Source organism: Pelotomaculum terephthalicicum JT, assembly GCF_022410535.1.
In the GTDB taxonomy this organism is placed as follows: domain Bacteria; phylum Bacillota; class Desulfotomaculia; order Desulfotomaculales; family Pelotomaculaceae; genus Pelotomaculum_D; species Pelotomaculum_D terephthalicicum.
The window spans coordinates 1-16622 of the sequence record NZ_JAKNBL010000054.1; the positions used below are offsets into that span (position 1 = coordinate 1).

The window sequence follows — 16622 nt, forward strand, 5'->3', positions numbered from 1 at the left end:
CGAATTCCCAATTGGATGCGGATTTAAAAAAAATTCCTCTATGGTAAGTAGGAGGAATTCAATAACGATGGTTCAAGCAAAGCCTTGTGCCATCTGCCTCGGCGAATGCCGAGAGGCTATTTAAAGCAAACAAGAGACAGCTATTATAAATTAGCTCTCTCTTGCCATCAACAACTATTTTTTAAGCCATAGGTATAATATGCCGGTGTTTTATGAAGAAAACAACGCTTCTGCAAACTCCCCGGCATCAAACGGCCTCAGGTCCTCAATATCCTCACCGATGCCGATTAGTTTCACGGGAATATTCAATTCCTGACATATGGCTATCACCACGCCGCCCCTGGCGCTTCCGTCCAGTTTGGTCAGGGCTATGCCGGTTATGCCGACCGCCTCGCTAAACTGCTTGGCCTGATTGACGGCGTTCTGGCCGGTTGTGGCGTCCAGCACCAGCATCACCTCATCGGGCGCCCCGGGCATTTCACGGTCTAACACCCGGTTTATTTTTTTCAGCTCTTCCATTAAGTTGCTTTTCGTGTGCAGCCTGCCGGCCGTGTCAATAATTAAAACGTCGGCCCGGCGCGCTTTCGCGGCCTGCAAGGAATCGAAGGCGACAGCGGCGGGATCGGCCCCTTCCTGGTGCTTGATCAACTCCACCCCGGCACGGTTGCCCCAGACTTCCAACTGGTCTATGGCCGCGGCGCGAAAAGTGTCCGCGGCGCCCATAATAACTTTCTTCCCTTCAGATTTGCACAAATACGCCAGCTTCCCAATAGTTGTGGTCTTGCCCACCCCGTTTACCCCCACAACAACGATCACTGTCGTCGAGCCTGCGCGGTAATTAATCGATGAAGTGCCCTTGTCCAGCATGCCGCTAATCTGCTCTTTCAGAATTTCATTGATCTGCCCGGCGTCTTCCAGCCGCCGCTCCTTAGCCGCGCGCCGCACCCCTTCCACCAGCTCAAGGGCTGTATTCACCCCGACATCGGCCTGAATTAACAATTCTTCCAGTTCTTCGAAAAGATCTTCATTGATGGCTTTATGACGGTGAACCAGATTATCTATTTTTTCGACAAAACCCTGGCGGGTTTTGGTAAGGCTTTCTTTTAACCGGTTAAAAAAACCCATTGGCCCGTTTTTTGCCTCCCATGTTAGTAAATATTCGTTACTGTTCAGGTACTGAGAATTCAGTAGTCAGAATTCAGAATAAAAACCGGGATTATGCTTCCACCGTATTTGTTCTGTCATTCTGACTTCTGACTTCTGATTTCTGACTGCTCCTGGCTCCTTAAGATAATCACTTGTTCATTTTAAGCAGGGCTGATTTGGCCGCCTGCTGTTCCGCGTCTTTTTTCGAACGGCCGGTTCCCCTGCCGGACATTTGCCCCCGGTGGAGCACACCCGCTGTAAAGGTCTTATCGTGATCAGGCCCATCTTCTTTTAAAATAACGTATTGCACTGTTTCCCCGCTGTTCTGCTGGACCAGTTCCTGCAGTTCGGTCTTATAGTCCCGCTCCAACCGCCCTTCCATGACATCATTAATGACCGGCGCCAGGCACCGGAGGGCAATCTCAGCAGCCCGGCCCAGTCCCTGATCCAAATAAACGGCTCCTAACAGCGCCTCAAAAGCGTCGGCCAATATCGACGGGCGCTCCCTGCCTCCGGACCGCTCCTCCCCTCTGCCCATATTCAGACAAAGGCCTAGTTCCAAACCGCCGGCGACTCTGGCCAGGGAAGGTTCACAGACTATCGCCGCCCTCAATTTAGTCAGCTCTCCTTCATCTCTTTCCGGATTATTACGGTATAAATAATCGCTTACAGCCAATTCAAGCACCGCGTCTCCCAGAAACTCCAGGCGCTGATTATTCTCCGCCCCGGCGTGGCGATTTTCATAAGTAAACGAACTGTGGGTCAAGGCTATTGACAGTAAGTCATCATCCCGCCAGTCTATACCAAGCCGCCTTTTTAACCGGGACTGGCAATTCTTTATTTTTGACACCGGGATCACCCCTAAACCCCGTCAGGGTGTTAGTTTAATAGTATCGTTTGAATATCAAGGTGGCATTATGACCGCCGAACCCGAAAGAATTTGATAGAGCCATGTTTACTTCAGCATGCCTCGCCGTGTTGGGAACAAAGTCCAGGTCACAGTCGGGGTCAGGATACTCATAATTGATTGTAGGCGGTATAAGCCCGCGGTTGATGGCCAAAACACATACGGCTGCCTCCAAGCCGCCCGCGGCGCCCAGCAGGTGGCCGGTCATGGACTTCGTTGAACTGACGGCCAGTTTCCGGGCATGTGCTCCGAATACTTTTTTAATCGCTGTTACTTCAGCCTTATCCCCGGGGGGAGTGGACGTCGCGTGGGCGTTGATGTAGTCTATCTCTTCAGCTCCAATGCCGGCGTCCTTGAGCGCTTCCAGCATCGAACTGGCCGCCCCGCGCCCCTCAGGATCAGGCGCAGTGATATGATAAGCGTCGCATGAACTGCCGTACCCTGCAAACTCAGCATAAATCCTGGCCCCTCTGCTAAGAGCGTGATCCAGTGTTTCCAACACCAAAATAGCAGCTCCCTCACTTGATACGAAACCGTCTCTACGCGCATCAAAAGGTCTGCTCGCTTTTTCCGGCTCATCGTTATTGGTTGACATGGCTTTCATGGAACAGAACCCGGCCATTGCCAAAGGTGTGAGCGGGGCCTCTGTTCCACCGGAAACCATCACATCCGCCTGACCCCACTGCAGCAATCTAAGAGCGTCTCCCAGGGCGTTCGAACTGGAGGCGCACGCTGTAACGCTGGTGATGTTTGGACCATACAGGCTGTAATTGATCGCCACCTGTCCGGCTCCCATGTTGGCGATCATCATCGGCACGAAAAAAGGACTGACTCGCCCGGGACCTTTCTCAAGCAACAATTTAGCTTGTTCCTCCAGTGTTTCAATGCCGCCTATGCCCGACCCGAGAATAACGCCAACCCGGTTCCTGTTCTCCTTCTCCAGGTCAAGGCCCGCGTCCTCAAGCGCCATCCCGGTGGCCGCCACCGCGAATTGGGTAAAGCGGTCCATGCGCCGGGCGTCTTTTTTATTCAGGTACTTAGTGTTTTCAAAATCAACAACTTCACCCGCTATTTTAGTGCTATGGTTGGTCGCGTCGAACCTGGTCAACCGCCTGATCCCGGAAACCCCGCCGGCAATAGAGGACCAGAACTGTTCCAACCCAATACCTACCGGAGAAATAATCCCCAGGCCGGTAATTACAACCCGCTTACGCAATATATACCCTCCCTCTTCGAAAAAGTCCCGTGGTTGCCCCCGGGACTTACAGACCGACGTAAAATTATTGGCGATCCTGGATATATTTTATCGCTTCGCCTACAGTACGTATTTTTTCTGCGTCTTCATCGGGGATTTCCAAATCAAATTCTTCTTCCAGAGCCATGACTAATTCCACAATATCCAAAGAATCAGCTCCCAGGTTATCGACAAAGGACGCCTCCGGTATAACTTCATCTTCCTCCACACCTAATTGATCAACAATAATGGCTTTAACCTTGTCAGCTATCGACATGATGAACACTCACCCCCTTTCGGCACTCTAACCAGATCAGTTTGTCGCATACCTATATATTACCTACAAAATATTACATGCAAACCATACCGCCATCCACGTTTATTGTTTGCCCGGTGATGTATCCGGCCGCGTCCGAGGCCAAAAACGCCGCCAACTCAGCCACTTCTTCCGGACAGCCGAACCTTTTTAAAGGAATCTGCTCCAGCATTTTTCCTTGAACACTTTCCGCCAGTCCCTTGGTCATTTCCGTGTCGATATAACCAGGCGCTATGGCGTTAACAGTAATATTACGCGAGCCAAGCTCTTTGGCCATGGCCCTCGTCAGGCCGATCAGGCCCGCTTTAGCCGCGCTGTAATTTGCCTGACCGCTGTTGCCGGTCAAGCCGACCACCGAACTGATATTTATGATGCGCCCGTAGTGGTTCTTAAACATGCTTTTGGCGGCAATTTTGATGCAATTGAAAGCTCCCTTGAGGTTCGCCCCGAGCACTGCGTCCCATTCCGCGTCTTTCATGCGAAAAACCACGTTGTCCCTGGTTATGCCAGCGTTGTTTACCAGTATATCCACCTTTCCGAATTCAGCCAGGGCAGTTTTTACCATGGCCTCCACTTCCGTCTGGTTGGATACGTCGGCCTGGCAAACCAACGCGCGCCCGCCGGCGCTGCTGATGGCTTCCGCCACTTCCGCCGCCGCGTCGGCCCTGCCCGCGTAGTTGATCAACACCGCCGCCCCTTTTTTCGCCAGATTAAGGGCAATGGCGCGTCCAATGCCGCGGGAAGCTCCTGTGACAATGGCAGTTCTGCCGTTAAGAACCATTTTAGCCAACCTCCCCGACAAGCGCAAGGGCTTTTTCCAAAGAAGCCCGGTCTTCAACATTGCCTACCTTCAGCTCCCGGCTAATTTTCTTCACCAAGCCGCTTAAAACCTTGCCTGGGCCAATCTCAACAACGTCCGTTACTCCGGCGGAAACAAGCAGGCGCACGCTCTCCTCCCAGCGCACCGGGCTGTAGACCTGCCGGACTAATAAAGCCCTAGCCTCCGGCCCGGTGCGGACAAAATCAGCCGTAACATTTGCCACCACCGGCACGCCCGGATCAGCGACAGAGATCTTGTCCAGGTCGGCGGCCAGTCTTGCACCGGCGGGTTTCATCATGCTTGAATGAAAGGGGGCGCTAACCGTCAAGGGAATAAAACGCTTGGCGCCGGCTTCCTTGGCCAGCAACGCCGCGGCTTTCAATCCGTTATTGTCCCCCGCCACAACCACCTGGCCGGGACAGTTCAAGTTAACCGCCTCCACAATCCCGGCGCTGGAAGCTTTCCGGCATACTTCCTGAACCTCTTCGCCGGACAGGCCCATGACGGCGGCCATCCCTCCCGCACCGAGGGGAACAGCTTCCTGCATGTACTGGCCCCGCTTGCGCACCAGCCGCACAGCGTCTTCAAAGGATAACGAGCCCGCGGCCACCAGGGCGCTGTATTCACCCAAACTATGCCCCGCGACTGCCGATGGGACCGGACCGCCTGCCCGCTTGATTATTTCCAGGCAGGCCACACTGACAGTCAGAACCGCCGGCTGGGTATTGATTGTTTTGTTCAATTCCGCTTCCGGCCCGGCGAAACACATTTCAGAGATGGAAAACCCCAGAGCCCGGTCAGCCTTTTCAAAAACAGCGCGGGCTTCCGGATAGTTTTCGTAAAATTCCCGGCCCATTCCCACGCTTTGAGAGCCCTGGCCCGGAAAGACAAAAGCTACCTTCACGTTTTTTTCACCACCAGTCTGCTGATATTGCCAATTACTTGTTGGGCTTCCTGCAATGTTTCTAAAATAATATCACGGGAAGTTTGAATTTTGCCGACCATGGCGCAAACTTGCCCGGCCATCACCGTACCGTTTTCCACATTCCCCTCAACCATGGCCGCCGCGAGGCTGCCCACGCCAAACTTTTCAAGTTCATCCACCGTTATACCCTGCTTTTCCAGTTCCTTGTATTTCCTGGTGAACTTGTTTCGCAAAGATCGCACCGGGTGTCCAAGTGAAGCGCCGGTGATCGTCGTGTCACGATCTTTGGCTTTAATAATCGCTTCTTTTACTTTTGGGTGGATTGTACATTCACTGGCACACATAAAGCGGGTGCCCATCTGCACTCCCACCGCTCCCAGCGACAGCGCGGCCACAAACCCCCGGCCGTCAAAAATACCGCCGGCCGCTATCACCGGAATATCAACAACATCCACCACCTGTGGAACCATGGCCATGGTAGTTATATCTCCGATATGCCCTCCTGATTCCATCCCTTCGGCAATCAGGGCGTCAACACCGGTGCGGGCCAGCCTCTTCGCCAGCGCCACCGAAGATACCACCGGGATCACTTTCGTGCCCACTTCCCGCAAAGAAGGAACGTATTTTCCGGGATTTCCCGCACCTGTGGTAATCACCGCCACAGGCTCTTCCCTGAGCAGGAGCATTATGTCTGCCAGATAAGGTGAAAGCAGCATCACATTGACGCCGAAAGGTTTTTTGGTTAATTGTCTGGCCAGACGAATTTGCTTCCTGAGCCAATCGGCAGGCATAGTGCCTGATCCGATAATTCCAAGCCCGCCCGCTTCAGAAACCGCAGCAGCTAATTCGGCAGTGGACACCCTGGCCATACCGCCCTGAATAATTGGATACTCGATATTCAACAAGTCACATAACGCGGTACGGAACAATACCCCCGCCCCCTGTATAATATTTTAAATAAATATAAAAAAAATATACCATAAATAACCTTACATGAAAAGTATTACCATTTAATTGCTGCCGCTCCCCAGGTCAATCCGGCGCCGAAACCTACCATGACAACATGGTCGCCTTTATTAATCCTGCCGCCACGCACAGCTTCTTCCAACGCCAGCGGTATTGAGGCTGTCGATGTATTCCCGTATCGATCCACGTTGACCATTACCTTTTCCATAGATATGCCGAGTCTTTTGGCAGCCGGCTCAATAATCCGGATATTCGCCTGGTGGGGGATAAAAAAGTCAATATCTGATTTATTAAGCCCGGCCTCGGCAATTACTTCTTCAGCGGCCTCCCCCATAACTCTGACCGCGAATTTAAAAACTTCCCTGCCGTTCATTTGCAAATAATGAAGCTTTTCGTCCAATGTTTCACTGCTGGCCGGACGCCTGGACCCCCCGGCCGGAAGCAGCAGGTGGGGCCCTCCGGCACCGTCGGAGTATAGCTTAGTGGCTAAAATACCCTGTCCGGCAGGCACCGGCCCTAAAACCACCGCGCCTGCGCCGTCCCCAAAAAGCACACAGGTGCTCCGGTCTTCCCAGTTAATTACTCTGGACATAGTTTCGGCTCCGATCACCAGTACTCTCCGGCAGGTGCCGGCAGCAATAAACTGGCTGCCTACGGCAAGCGCGTAAACAAATCCGGTGCACCCGGCCGCCAGGTCAAAGGCCCCCGCCTTTTTTTTAATTCCGATCCGGTCCTGCACCAGGCAGGCGGTAGCCGGAAAAATCATATCCGCCGTGTCTGTGGCGCAAATAACCAGATCAATTTCTTCAGGTGCTGTCCCGGCGTCAGAAAGCGCCCGTCTGGCAGCATTTGAAGCCAGATCCGAAGTGGCCTGCTCCGATCCGGCAATCCTTCTTTCGGATATTCCACTCCTGGAACGAATCCATTCGTCGCTGGTATCTACCATTTTCTCTAATTCTGTATTGGTAAGAATTCGCTCCGGTACATAGGTCCCAATCCCCAAAATTCCGGCGTTAACCACTTCCCTGTGCATCGGCGCAATCAACCTCTTTCTTTTCAGCAATCGTAATGCTATCCCTGATAGCATCCACCAGAGAATTATCAACTGATTCCATAGCCACTCTGATTGCATTTTTTATCGCTTTGGCCGTGGATCTGCCGTGGCAGATTACCGACACCCCGTTTACTCCCAATAAAGGAGCGCCGCCGTATTCGGTATATTCAATCCGCCTTTGGAAACCCTTCAAAGCTGCCCCGGCCATAACAATTCCCAATTTTGCCAAAAAACTCTTGGCAATTTCCTCTTTCATGATGTTAAAGAGAGATTCTGCCAACCCCTCTCCAGCCTTTAAAACTATATTTCCAAGAAAACCGTCACAAACCAGCACGTGCGCCGTACCCCGAAAGATTTCGCCGCCTTCCACATTGCCGATAAAATTAATTCCCGCTTTTTGCAGCAATGGAAACGCCGCCAGTGTTGCTTCGTTTCCTTTTGTTTCTTCCTCACCGTTGCTCAAAAGGCCGACTCTGGGATTGTCAACTCCGAGAATCTTGTGAGCGTACAGATGGCCCATCATACCGAACTGAAACAAGTTATGCGGTTTACAGTCCACATTGGCTCCGATATCCAAAAGCAAGGTAAAATCTTTCTCACTTGGCAGCACCACGGCTATGGCCGGGCGGTCGATACCTTTGATCCTGCCGAGACTCAGCAAAGCCGACGTCATGGAAGCGCCGGTGTTGCCCGCTGACACCACAGCGTCGGCCTCACCTTCCTTGACCAACTGGGTCGCCCTGACAATAGACGAATTTTTTTTCCGCCGCACGGCTACTGCCGGGTGATCTTTCATTTCAATCACTTCAGGGGCGTGCACAACATTCACCAATCCGGCTGCCTCGCCGCTCCCGAGTTCGGCGCGCACCTGATTTTCGTCCCCCACCAGGGTAACAGCCACCCCATATTCCTCAACAGCCTGAAGAGCACCCTTGACTATTTCCCCCGGGGCATTGTCACCACCCATAGCATCCACAGCGATTTTCACTGCGGTACCTCCTCCGCTATCGCAAAAACAATAAATTTAGCTTGGAACACAACTTCTCCCTTAACATAAGAGACAACTTTTACCATGTATTTATTTCCCTTGTTTGATTTTATAACCGCTTTAGCGAGCACTTTTTCTCCGCAGTAAACCGGCTGTTTAAAACTTACCCTGGCGATACCGGTTAAAGCCGCTTCGGCATTAATTACCGCAACGGCAAGCGAGTTAGCCTGCGCAAAAAGATGATGGCCCCTAAGAACTCTAATTTTGCTGAGCGTCATTTCAGGGGTTACATCCAGGATTGACGTCCCGTTGCGGCCGACATCCAAATCCAGCAGTTCCCCCACTATTTCCCCTCCGGACAGCGTTCTGAGCGGTGCTCCCATTCCCATGGCCACATTTTTTAATCTCTGTCTGTGCTCAGGGATTTTTAAAACCGCTCTGTCCAATCTAATGGTCTGAACACTGACATTAAAAATTTGCGCCAAGTCTTCATCAGTCAAGAAAGGGTCGCTGTCCAGATACATCGCAAGACACCGCAGTCTCTCAATTTTACTGGCGCTTTCCCGAGACACAACCCCTCACCCTCAAAAATGACTATTAATTAGTACCAGGTGCTAAAAATAGTATAATGTACAGAATGCTAATTGGCAAGCAAATGGAAAAAAATAAGCTTAGGTTTGGCAACCTGAAGCTTATTAAAAAAAAGCTAATTTTTGACCTATTTCATCTCTACAACTTTTCTGGCTTTGTAATATCCGCATTCCGGGCACATATGATGAGGCATAATCAAAGCGCGGCACTGCGGGCAATTCACCAGTGCCGGAGCTCCCAGTTTCTCATTGGCTGCGCGCCGCTGTCTCCCCCGCTGTTTGGATGATTTCCTTTTTGGTACTCCCATTTTAACACCCCTAATCCTTTCTCATGTTTTACCAAATAGCTTAAAATTATTACTTCCTTCAGGCCGGAATCCGGCTGTGGAAGCTACTGATTGGTTCCTTTCAACAATTTCTTTAAAACACTTAAACGCGGGTCTGTTTCATCGTCTGAACAATCACACCGGCTTTCATTCAGGTTGCATCCGCACCTGGGACACAGACCCCGGCAGTCCTCGCTGCATAGCGCTTTCATCGGTAATGAGAGAATTATACTATTCAATACTTCAGGAGCGATATCAAGAATATCCCCGCTGAAAGTCACAACTTCCCCTTCACTGTCCTGCGCCGCTTGGGCATATGTTTCTTTAAAAGGAACATGAAAAAAATAATCGTAAGGTTCCAGGCAACGGCCGCAATTAAGCTTTAGCCCGCCGGACACCTCTCCCTCAACCACTAACGCTGAATCGACGTTGCTGACAATCAGACTGGCTTTCACCGGACCCAGAAAACCTAAATATTCCCCCCGCAGTTCAAAAGGAGGCAATTCCGCCGACAAATTAAAAGGCCCGAAATCCCCCGGCGCCTTCTTTATCGCGCCGACATCCAGCTGCAGCATAAAGTTCCACCCCATATTCAACATGAAGAATTATATATAAGATATCGCGGCTTTGTCAAGATTTTTCCTGCCTTGCGGCAAATCGGCCTGCAAGATTCACCTAAACAACTTTGAAGCGCACGAAAAAAGTGGTGCCATGCGGATTGGTGTCAAGAGAAATTTTAGCGTTGTGCCGGTTAGCGATACTGTAGCACATAGACAGCCCCAGGCCTGTGCCGTTTTCTTTTGTAGTAAAAAACGGCGTGCCGATTCTATCAATTATTTCAGGTGAAATTCCTTTTCCTTCATCCTGAACGGCCAAAATCACTTCTTCCCTTTCTGTAAATGTTTTTATCGTTATTTTTCCGCCCGGAGACATTGCCTGCAACCCGTTGCAAACAAGGTTCAGGATCAACTGGCGGATTTCTTTCTGATTAAGAAGTATTTCAGGCACGTCACTTAAAAATATTTCAATATAATTATCGTGTTTCATGGCGTTTGCCTGAATCAACGGGTATAGCGCTTCAATAATGGTATTTATGTTTTTCTTTTGCAAATCAACGGCTTTGTTTCTGGCCAAAGATAAAAATTCAGTAATTATCGAGTTTGCCCTATCCAACTCTTCTATCATAAGAGAAAAATGGCCGCTGTGTTCTGAAAATTCCTTTTTGCCGGACAGCAATTGCAGAAACCCTCTAACGGTCGTCATTGGATTGCGCACCTCGTGGCCGATGCCGGCGGCCATTTCACCGACGAGGTTCAGTCTATCCAAGCGGTCCAATTCTTTTTCCATCTTCTTTTGCTCAGTAATATCAACCGTTGACGCGAGTATGCACTGCTCGCCGTAAAGTTCTATGACAACAGAAGACATAAGCCCGAAACCAAGTTCTCCAGACTTTGCGTGAAAGGCTAGTTCCACGTTTTTAGCAAATCCATTTTCCTTTATTCGTTCCATCATCTGCGAATATTTTTCTGGTTCCAGACAAATTTTCAAGTCCGCCAGGGTGCGCCCGATCACTTCTTCCCGTTTATAACCGGTAAAGTTTTCGAAACTTTCATTAACATCGACATAACTTTCATTTCTCAGTAATTTTATAGTTTGTATGTTTGGGTTGGCCTTAAATGCTTTCAAAAAGCCTTCTTCGCTCTTTTTTATTTCTTCTTTTTGCTTTTCCATCATTTTTCGTTCTGTAATGTCATGTATAATTACCGACAATCCCTCGGGAGAAGGATAAGCGTGAAATTCAAAGCAAGAGTTCAGAAAATTTGAATAATAATTCACCTGCAAAGGCTTTTGCTCTGCCATTGTTTTTTGCAGAGATTGCAGCAATTCTGATTTGTTCGCATCCGGGAACAGCTCCCAAATAGTCCTTCCAATTAATTCTTTAGGTGACTTTTTGCCGATACGCTGCGCTTCTTTATTAGCGTAGGTAACTCGCCAGTCCTTATTACAGCTAACAAAGCCGTCTGTAATTCTTTCAAGTATTTCAGTTTTTTGGCGGTTGGATTTCTCAAGCTCCTCCTCAAGCCTTTTTTTATCGGTTATATCCCTTGCAACGCTACATATTAAACCGCTTTGCTCATCCTGCACCACGTTCCACTCAAGCCATTTATATGTTCCGTCTTTACAACGCAACCTGTTTGTAAATTTATTTAAGCACTCATATTGTGCCAGTGAATGCATTTTATTATTAGTTGAAGGCAAATCCTCGGGGTGAATTAGGGTCCGGAAGTCAATCGAGCAAAATTCCTCACCGGTATAGCCAAGGATGCTTTTTACCGAGGGATTAACCATTTTAATTTTATTTAAATCCCCGATGCACAAAATATCGCTTACAGCGTTAAAAAGAGTTCGCAGATCATTTTCCAACCTGAAATGGCCATAAACATGCCGGGTGATATCTTTTACAGTAAGCAACAAGCCGCTGAAACTCCTGTCAACGTCTTTAACACACCATATCTGACAATCCCAATACAAATATTTATTAAATTTTGATTCCTGCGGCAAACCATGCAATTCAAAACTTTTTCCGGTAATAAGAGTTTTTTTGCACTGGTCAATGAGTCTTTTTACATCTTCCGCCTGAAAATAATTAGTCAAATTATCTTCCATATATTTACCAATTAATTCTTCAGGTCTGTGGCCGGTAATTGAAGCCGCATAAATGTTGATTTGACTGTATTTTAAATCCGCATCCAAAAGAACCAGACCGACCGGCGCCTGTTCAAAAACACTTTGAATAACCACAGCTCTTCGCTGCTCCAACATTTTTAAGCTTAGTTCAATTAATTCACTATTTTTTAGGGTGGCATTATCTTTCAACATACCCGCCTCCATCCACAGAAAGCAAATTATTGTTCATTCCATTTTTTCAACTTTTTATTAACATTTTCCTTCAGAAATTTTGTCGAAACCTACCGATTGACAAAAATATTCAAGAATTTCACTCACGGGAGCTTTTTTGAATCCTTTTTTAATAAAACATAACCGGGTGAATTAGTTAATAAATTATTAATTATCAAAAGAAAGAGGCTTAAGAGTTAGGAGTGAGGTGAGTTATGAGGCACTTATATAAGCCACCAGGCCGGGCGAAAGATTATAATAAGCTGTTATGGACAACACTAGCGGTTCTTTTTGTCCTATCAATGATATTCCAGCCACGCGTCGCATTTGACGGCGCTGTTATGGGTTTGAAAACTTGGTGGAACATCGTCTTTCCTTCGCTCTTGCCCTTTTTTATCGCATCCGAACTATTGATGAGCTTCGGTGTGGTTCACTTTATGGGCGTGCTGCTGGAGCCGGTGATGCGCCCGCTATTCAACGTGCCCGGTGCCGGCTCTTTCGTTATGGCCGTCGGCTTCAGCAGCGGCTACCCGATTGGCTCCATGGTTACCGCCAGGCTCCGCTCGCAAGGGCTATGCACCAGGATCGAGGCCGAACGGCTGATGTCGTTCACCAATAATTCCTCCCCTCTATTTATGCTGGTCGCAGTCGCGGTCGGCATGTTCAACAACCCCACCCTCGGTTGCATTATCGCCGGTGCCCATTATCTATCAAATATTACCCTAGGCTTTGTCCTGCGCTTCTACGCGCGCAACGATGCCGAACGCGTACCCGAGCCGCCGGCCCAAAGCAGGGGGCTGGCAGGCCAGGCTTTCCGGCAGATGCTTCAGTTGCAGCGGCAAGACAACCGCCCGCTCGGGAAAATCATGGGGGACGCGGTGCGCAACGCCGTAACCAACCTGCTCAACATCGGCGGTTTTATTATCCTTTTCGCCGTAATCATCAAAATGCTGACCGCCGCCGGCTTTATTAACAGTCTGGCCGGTTGCCTCGGCATTTTTCTCCTCCCGTTGGGATTTTCCCCTGAAATTCTCCCAGCCCTGGCCAGCGGTTTTTTTGAAATGACCATCGGCTCAAAACTTGCCAGTGAAACAACGGCCCCGCTGCTCCAGCAAGTGGTTGCCGTTGGGATGATCCTGGCCTGGAGCGGCCTGTCCATACACGCCCAGGCGGCCAGTATGATCAGCGAAACCGATATCAGGATGCACCCCTTCATTATAATCCGCGTCGCCCACAGTTTTCTCGCCGGCTTATACACCTACGTTATTTTCCAATGGTACAGCCCGCTGCAGCCGGCCGCCGCGGCGATGGCAGCTGCGGCAAAGTGGCAAAATTGGAATTTTACTTTTTTGAACCTTAAATTATTCGGTGTTTTCATTATTTCCTTGGTTATAATAATTCTTATCGCTTTAATACTCAATCTTGTCAGCAACATTAAGATATTTACTTGTAAGATCAAGTAATATTGGCTATCCTCGGTGCTGCCAGAAGTACTATTGCTTCCACTCAGCGGATAGGTCTATGGGAACGTAAAGGTTCAGAACCAGTTTAACCTGGAAGACTGAAAAACAACTCTTAAGGAACCCTGCGCATATTGCTGCCCAACTGGATTATTTCGTCCTCGCTAATATTGCCATCCATAGAAATAAAAACCTCACCATCAATCCAACTCAATGAAACAAGCTGCTTTTTATAAGCAACTAACGTTGCTTCTTGTCCATTAATTCTAATTCTCTTAAGAACGGCATCCTCGTTGTCAAAAGAAAGACCCTGGCTAAAGCCTTTTGTGATGTTGATCTGTTGAATGTCAACCTTACGGTTATCGTCTGTAGCCAATTTTATTGAAACGTCGGTAGAATCACCAAGTTCTTCCGCTGTGAAGGAATTAATGTGATATTCGTTCAGATAATCGACGGGCAAAAGAATCTCAAATGGAACAGATTGAATCTTTTCAATAATATCCGGGCTTAAGCTATTTATATCTTTGCCGGCAGAATCTTTATTCGCATAATTGATGCCGACAGTTTGAACTTTTCCAATTATAAATGATTTAAAAAATTCTAAAGACTTTAAACTTATAGCCTTGGCCTGTACAGGAAACAATAAACTTAATAAGATGCCAACACAGAATAAAACGGGAATTATTATAGCAATACTTTTTTTTACAAAATAATAGTTTCTTCGTGGTAAATATTTTTCTTTAAATTTAACCCATTCTCCATCCAGATTGATCTCTTTTGGCAGCTCTTCGTTAATGTTTGCCTTTGCTGCTTGTTCAATTAAGTCGTCCATTGCGGTTTTAGGATTCATTAATATCTTCACCTTCTTCCTTTATTCTTCAATAAATCCTCTCTTAATCATTTCTCTCTTAATCTTATCCCTACTCCGATACAAAATGGACTTAATCGTTCCTTCCGATATGTTCAATATGGATGATATTTCCTTTATTTTCATGTCTTCACAATAATACAAAACAATTATAGCATGATAAGGTTCTTCTAAATTTCTAATAATTTGTCGTAACTCTTCAATGATTTCTTTATTTTCGACTATAAAAAAAGGATTGATTTGTGTGTCCTCAAAGTCGTTAATATCATAAGTTTTTTCTTTAATCATTTTTCTAAGTATGTCAAACACAGTGTTTTTTGCTACAGTCTTTAACCATGATTCCAACTTATCCGGTTCTTTTAGTTTGTCAAAATTATTTATAGCCTTGAAAATAGTTTCTTGGGCGGCTTCCTCAGCTATAAATTTATTATCACAGTATCTGTAGGCTATATAATAAGCAGTTTTATAATAATTTTTAAAAATAAATTCCGCTATATCATCATGAGTTTTATTTTTATCAAATGGGAAAATACTCAATAAACTTTCCTCCTCAATTTATCGACAATAAGAGATAACTTCGACAATTTTCTGGGGCATCCTTTAATATTTATGAAAATATTGTGCCCTTGAGCTTTTCAAATGTACATTTGTTGAATAATGTCGAATTCAGTCAAATAATCATATATAATTAAAAAGATTTTCTATGTCCTGCAATTAAAGTGAGCAATAACGTAAATAAATAATATTTAAAAAATTTTCACATTATGCAACCATAATTGATATTAAACGTCTATTATTTATAGAGACATATTTAAGGAGGGTCTTTATGAAAAGACGTTTTTTGTTTATGCTTCTAGTATCAATGTTGTTACTATTGCTATCATCTGGCCTTGCTGAAGCAAAAAACGGAGGGGACGGTGTCGTTACTTCAATTTCATTTGATTATTTATCAAAAGCCCAGAGCTCAATATTGGTTAATACTAATAATACAATAAGCGTTAAAGGAGAAACCAGAGCATATACAAATGTTGAAAAAATCGCAGTTACTGTTTATCTTGAAAAGAAAAACGGCAGTAACTGGACTGTGGTAAAAAGTTGGTATAATTGCAATTATGACGATTCAAATGTCATTTCCATAGGAACCTCGGGAACTCTTTCCTCCGGTACTTATAGAGTCAGGAGTTACCATCGAATAGATACTGATGGTATTATTGAAACAACAGATTCATATACAAACCAGCAAACAATTTGAATATTACCTTTCTAAACTTACTATCTCTGAGGGGGGGGGGGGGGGATGAATCCATTTTCAACAACTCATATGGGGGTGGAGCCAATGGACAAATTATAAGTGGTTCGTGAGGCAATCCAGGGAAGTCCACAACAACTAGCACCTGCATTTAGCCTACACAAACCACTATTAAGTATTATATCATACAGGATAGTATCAGGTATATAGGTATAATCCTCAGTTTTAAATTATGTTACTGGTTATTTCAAAAATTTATTTTGGAGGAATTTATTGTGAAAAAACTCTTCAAATTATTACCAATTATTTTTGCACTATGTTTGCTTTTTTCATCAATACCAGCATACGCAAGTACTACTGATGCAAATATAGCTCAAGATCAAGATTTAGTGCTGGATCTATCAAAAAATCCTGACGGGGCTACAGTTACTTTTCAAAAAACATCAGATGGTAGTTATGAATATGTTCCAGATAATAAATTAGATACCTTAGATAAAACGACAGAAATAGTTACTTTTCATGTTGGCCTAAGGAATTGGATAGGTAGCTGTGGAGATTTATATTGGGAAGCTACAAGTAATTTACCTAGTATAACATCTGTCTCTTGCAAAATGTATGTTAAATCGACTAGCATTCTATTTCCTGCAACATATGCTAGTTTTAATGTGAGCGCACCTGGTTTAGGAGGTGTTACATATGCTACTGATGTAGAATATGTAACACCTATACCTGAAAATATTACAGCAGTATGAGTATACCGGGTAAAACTGAACAGTTTGACCGCTAAGATTAAACAGTGTCCCCGTTTGAAACTGAACACCGGTTCCGAAGAAGTTGAACACTGGATATGGCCCTTCTGCTAAATTGAATTTATG

Annotated in this window: 18 protein-coding genes; 3 read left to right on the forward strand and 15 right to left on the reverse strand. The window is 46.6% G+C overall.

What is annotated here, in order from left to right:
- Nucleotides 1–210 precede the first annotated feature (210 nt).
- The 13 genes from ftsY to L9W92_RS17380 all read right to left on the reverse strand — a co-directional run bounded on the left by ftsY (nt 211) and on the right by L9W92_RS17380 (nt 12152).
- The gene (gene ftsY / locus L9W92_RS17320; RefSeq protein WP_240084999.1) at nt 211–1125 is read right to left on the reverse strand and encodes a signal recognition particle-docking protein FtsY; all 915 of its coding nucleotides are present in this window, start codon (nt 1123–1125) and stop codon (nt 211–213) included.
- A gap of 169 nt (nt 1126–1294) precedes the next feature.
- Nucleotides 1295–1996, reverse strand: coding sequence for a ribonuclease III (gene rnc, locus L9W92_RS17325; protein ID WP_240085000.1), 702 nt, complete (start codon nt 1994–1996; stop codon nt 1295–1297).
- A 34-nt stretch (nt 1997–2030) separates the two neighbouring features.
- Nucleotides 2031–3269, reverse strand: a complete 1239-nt coding sequence (fabF, locus tag L9W92_RS17330) for a beta-ketoacyl-ACP synthase II (protein ID WP_240085001.1) — start codon at nt 3267–3269, stop codon at nt 2031–2033.
- A 64-nt stretch (nt 3270–3333) separates the two neighbouring features.
- The gene (gene acpP / locus L9W92_RS17335) at nt 3334–3564 is read right to left on the reverse strand and encodes an acyl carrier protein (protein WP_248286112.1); all 231 of its coding nucleotides are present in this window, start codon (nt 3562–3564) and stop codon (nt 3334–3336) included.
- A gap of 73 nt (nt 3565–3637) precedes the next feature.
- Nucleotides 3638–4384 carry a 3-oxoacyl-[acyl-carrier-protein] reductase gene (gene fabG, locus L9W92_RS17340; RefSeq protein WP_240085002.1) on the reverse strand — a complete coding sequence of 249 codons (747 nt, stop codon included), beginning with the start codon at nt 4382–4384 and terminating at the stop codon, nt 3638–3640.
- 1 nt (nt 4385) lies between these two features.
- Nucleotides 4386–5327: an ACP S-malonyltransferase gene (fabD, locus tag L9W92_RS17345; protein WP_240085003.1), complete on the reverse strand. Its 942-nt coding sequence runs from the start codon at nt 5325–5327 to the stop codon at nt 4386–4388.
- Nucleotides 5324–6277 (reverse strand): enoyl-[acyl-carrier-protein] reductase FabK, encoded by a 954-nt coding sequence (gene fabK, locus L9W92_RS17350; protein ID WP_240085004.1) that lies wholly within the window; start codon nt 6275–6277, stop codon nt 5324–5326. Before fabK ends, fabD begins: the two co-directional genes overlap by 4 nt.
- A 74-nt stretch (nt 6278–6351) precedes the next feature.
- Complete coding sequence (locus L9W92_RS17355) at nt 6352–7347, reverse strand: beta-ketoacyl-ACP synthase III (RefSeq protein ID WP_240085016.1); 996 nt, start codon at nt 7345–7347, stop codon at nt 6352–6354.
- The gene (gene plsX, locus L9W92_RS17360) at nt 7328–8356 is read right to left on the reverse strand and encodes a phosphate acyltransferase PlsX (protein ID WP_240085005.1); all 1029 of its coding nucleotides are present in this window, start codon (nt 8354–8356) and stop codon (nt 7328–7330) included. Before plsX ends, L9W92_RS17355 begins: the two co-directional genes overlap by 20 nt.
- Nucleotides 8353–8928 carry a transcription factor FapR gene (fapR, locus tag L9W92_RS17365; RefSeq protein ID WP_240085006.1) on the reverse strand — a complete coding sequence of 192 codons (576 nt, stop codon included), beginning with the start codon at nt 8926–8928 and terminating at the stop codon, nt 8353–8355. The genes plsX and fapR overlap by 4 nt, the downstream gene beginning before the upstream one ends.
- 146 nt (nt 8929–9074) lie before the next feature.
- On the reverse strand, nt 9075–9254 hold the full coding sequence (gene rpmF / locus L9W92_RS17370) for a 50S ribosomal protein L32 (protein WP_240085007.1): 180 nt from the start codon (nt 9252–9254) through the stop codon (nt 9075–9077).
- Between the two features lie 83 nt (nt 9255–9337).
- Entirely contained in the window at nt 9338–9847 is a 510-nt protein-coding gene (locus L9W92_RS17375; RefSeq protein WP_240085008.1) for a YceD family protein, read from the reverse strand.
- A gap of 100 nt (nt 9848–9947) precedes the next feature.
- Nucleotides 9948–12152 (reverse strand): PAS domain-containing protein, encoded by a 2205-nt coding sequence (locus L9W92_RS17380; protein WP_240085009.1) that lies wholly within the window; start codon nt 12150–12152, stop codon nt 9948–9950.
- A 233-nt stretch (nt 12153–12385) separates the two neighbouring features.
- Here L9W92_RS17380 and spoVV point away from each other — a divergent pair, with 233 nt between their 5' ends.
- Complete coding sequence (gene spoVV / locus L9W92_RS17385; RefSeq protein ID WP_240085010.1) at nt 12386–13633, forward strand: dipicolinic acid transporter SpoVV; 1248 nt, start codon at nt 12386–12388, stop codon at nt 13631–13633.
- A 112-nt stretch (nt 13634–13745) separates the two neighbouring features.
- Here the strand turns inward: spoVV and L9W92_RS17390 are convergent, their stop codons facing one another.
- Both L9W92_RS17390 and L9W92_RS17395 read right to left on the reverse strand, forming a co-directional pair.
- Nucleotides 13746–14480 (reverse strand): DUF4367 domain-containing protein, encoded by a 735-nt coding sequence (locus L9W92_RS17390; protein WP_240085011.1) that lies wholly within the window; start codon nt 14478–14480, stop codon nt 13746–13748.
- Nucleotides 14481–14501: 21 nt separating this feature from the next.
- Nucleotides 14502–15035 (reverse strand): RNA polymerase sigma factor, encoded by a 534-nt coding sequence (locus L9W92_RS17395; RefSeq protein ID WP_240085012.1) that lies wholly within the window; start codon nt 15033–15035, stop codon nt 14502–14504.
- A gap of 289 nt (nt 15036–15324) precedes the next feature.
- On the opposite strand from L9W92_RS17395, the gene L9W92_RS17400 reads away from it, so the two are divergent.
- Both L9W92_RS17400 and L9W92_RS17405 read left to right on the forward strand, forming a co-directional pair.
- On the forward strand, nt 15325–15750 hold the full coding sequence (locus L9W92_RS17400) for a DUF6147 family protein (RefSeq protein ID WP_240085013.1): 426 nt from the start codon (nt 15325–15327) through the stop codon (nt 15748–15750).
- Nucleotides 15751–16022: 272 nt separating this feature from the next.
- Entirely contained in the window at nt 16023–16499 is a 477-nt protein-coding gene (locus tag L9W92_RS17405; protein ID WP_240085014.1) for a hypothetical protein, read from the forward strand.
- The last annotated feature ends 123 nt before the right edge of the window (nt 16500–16622 follow it).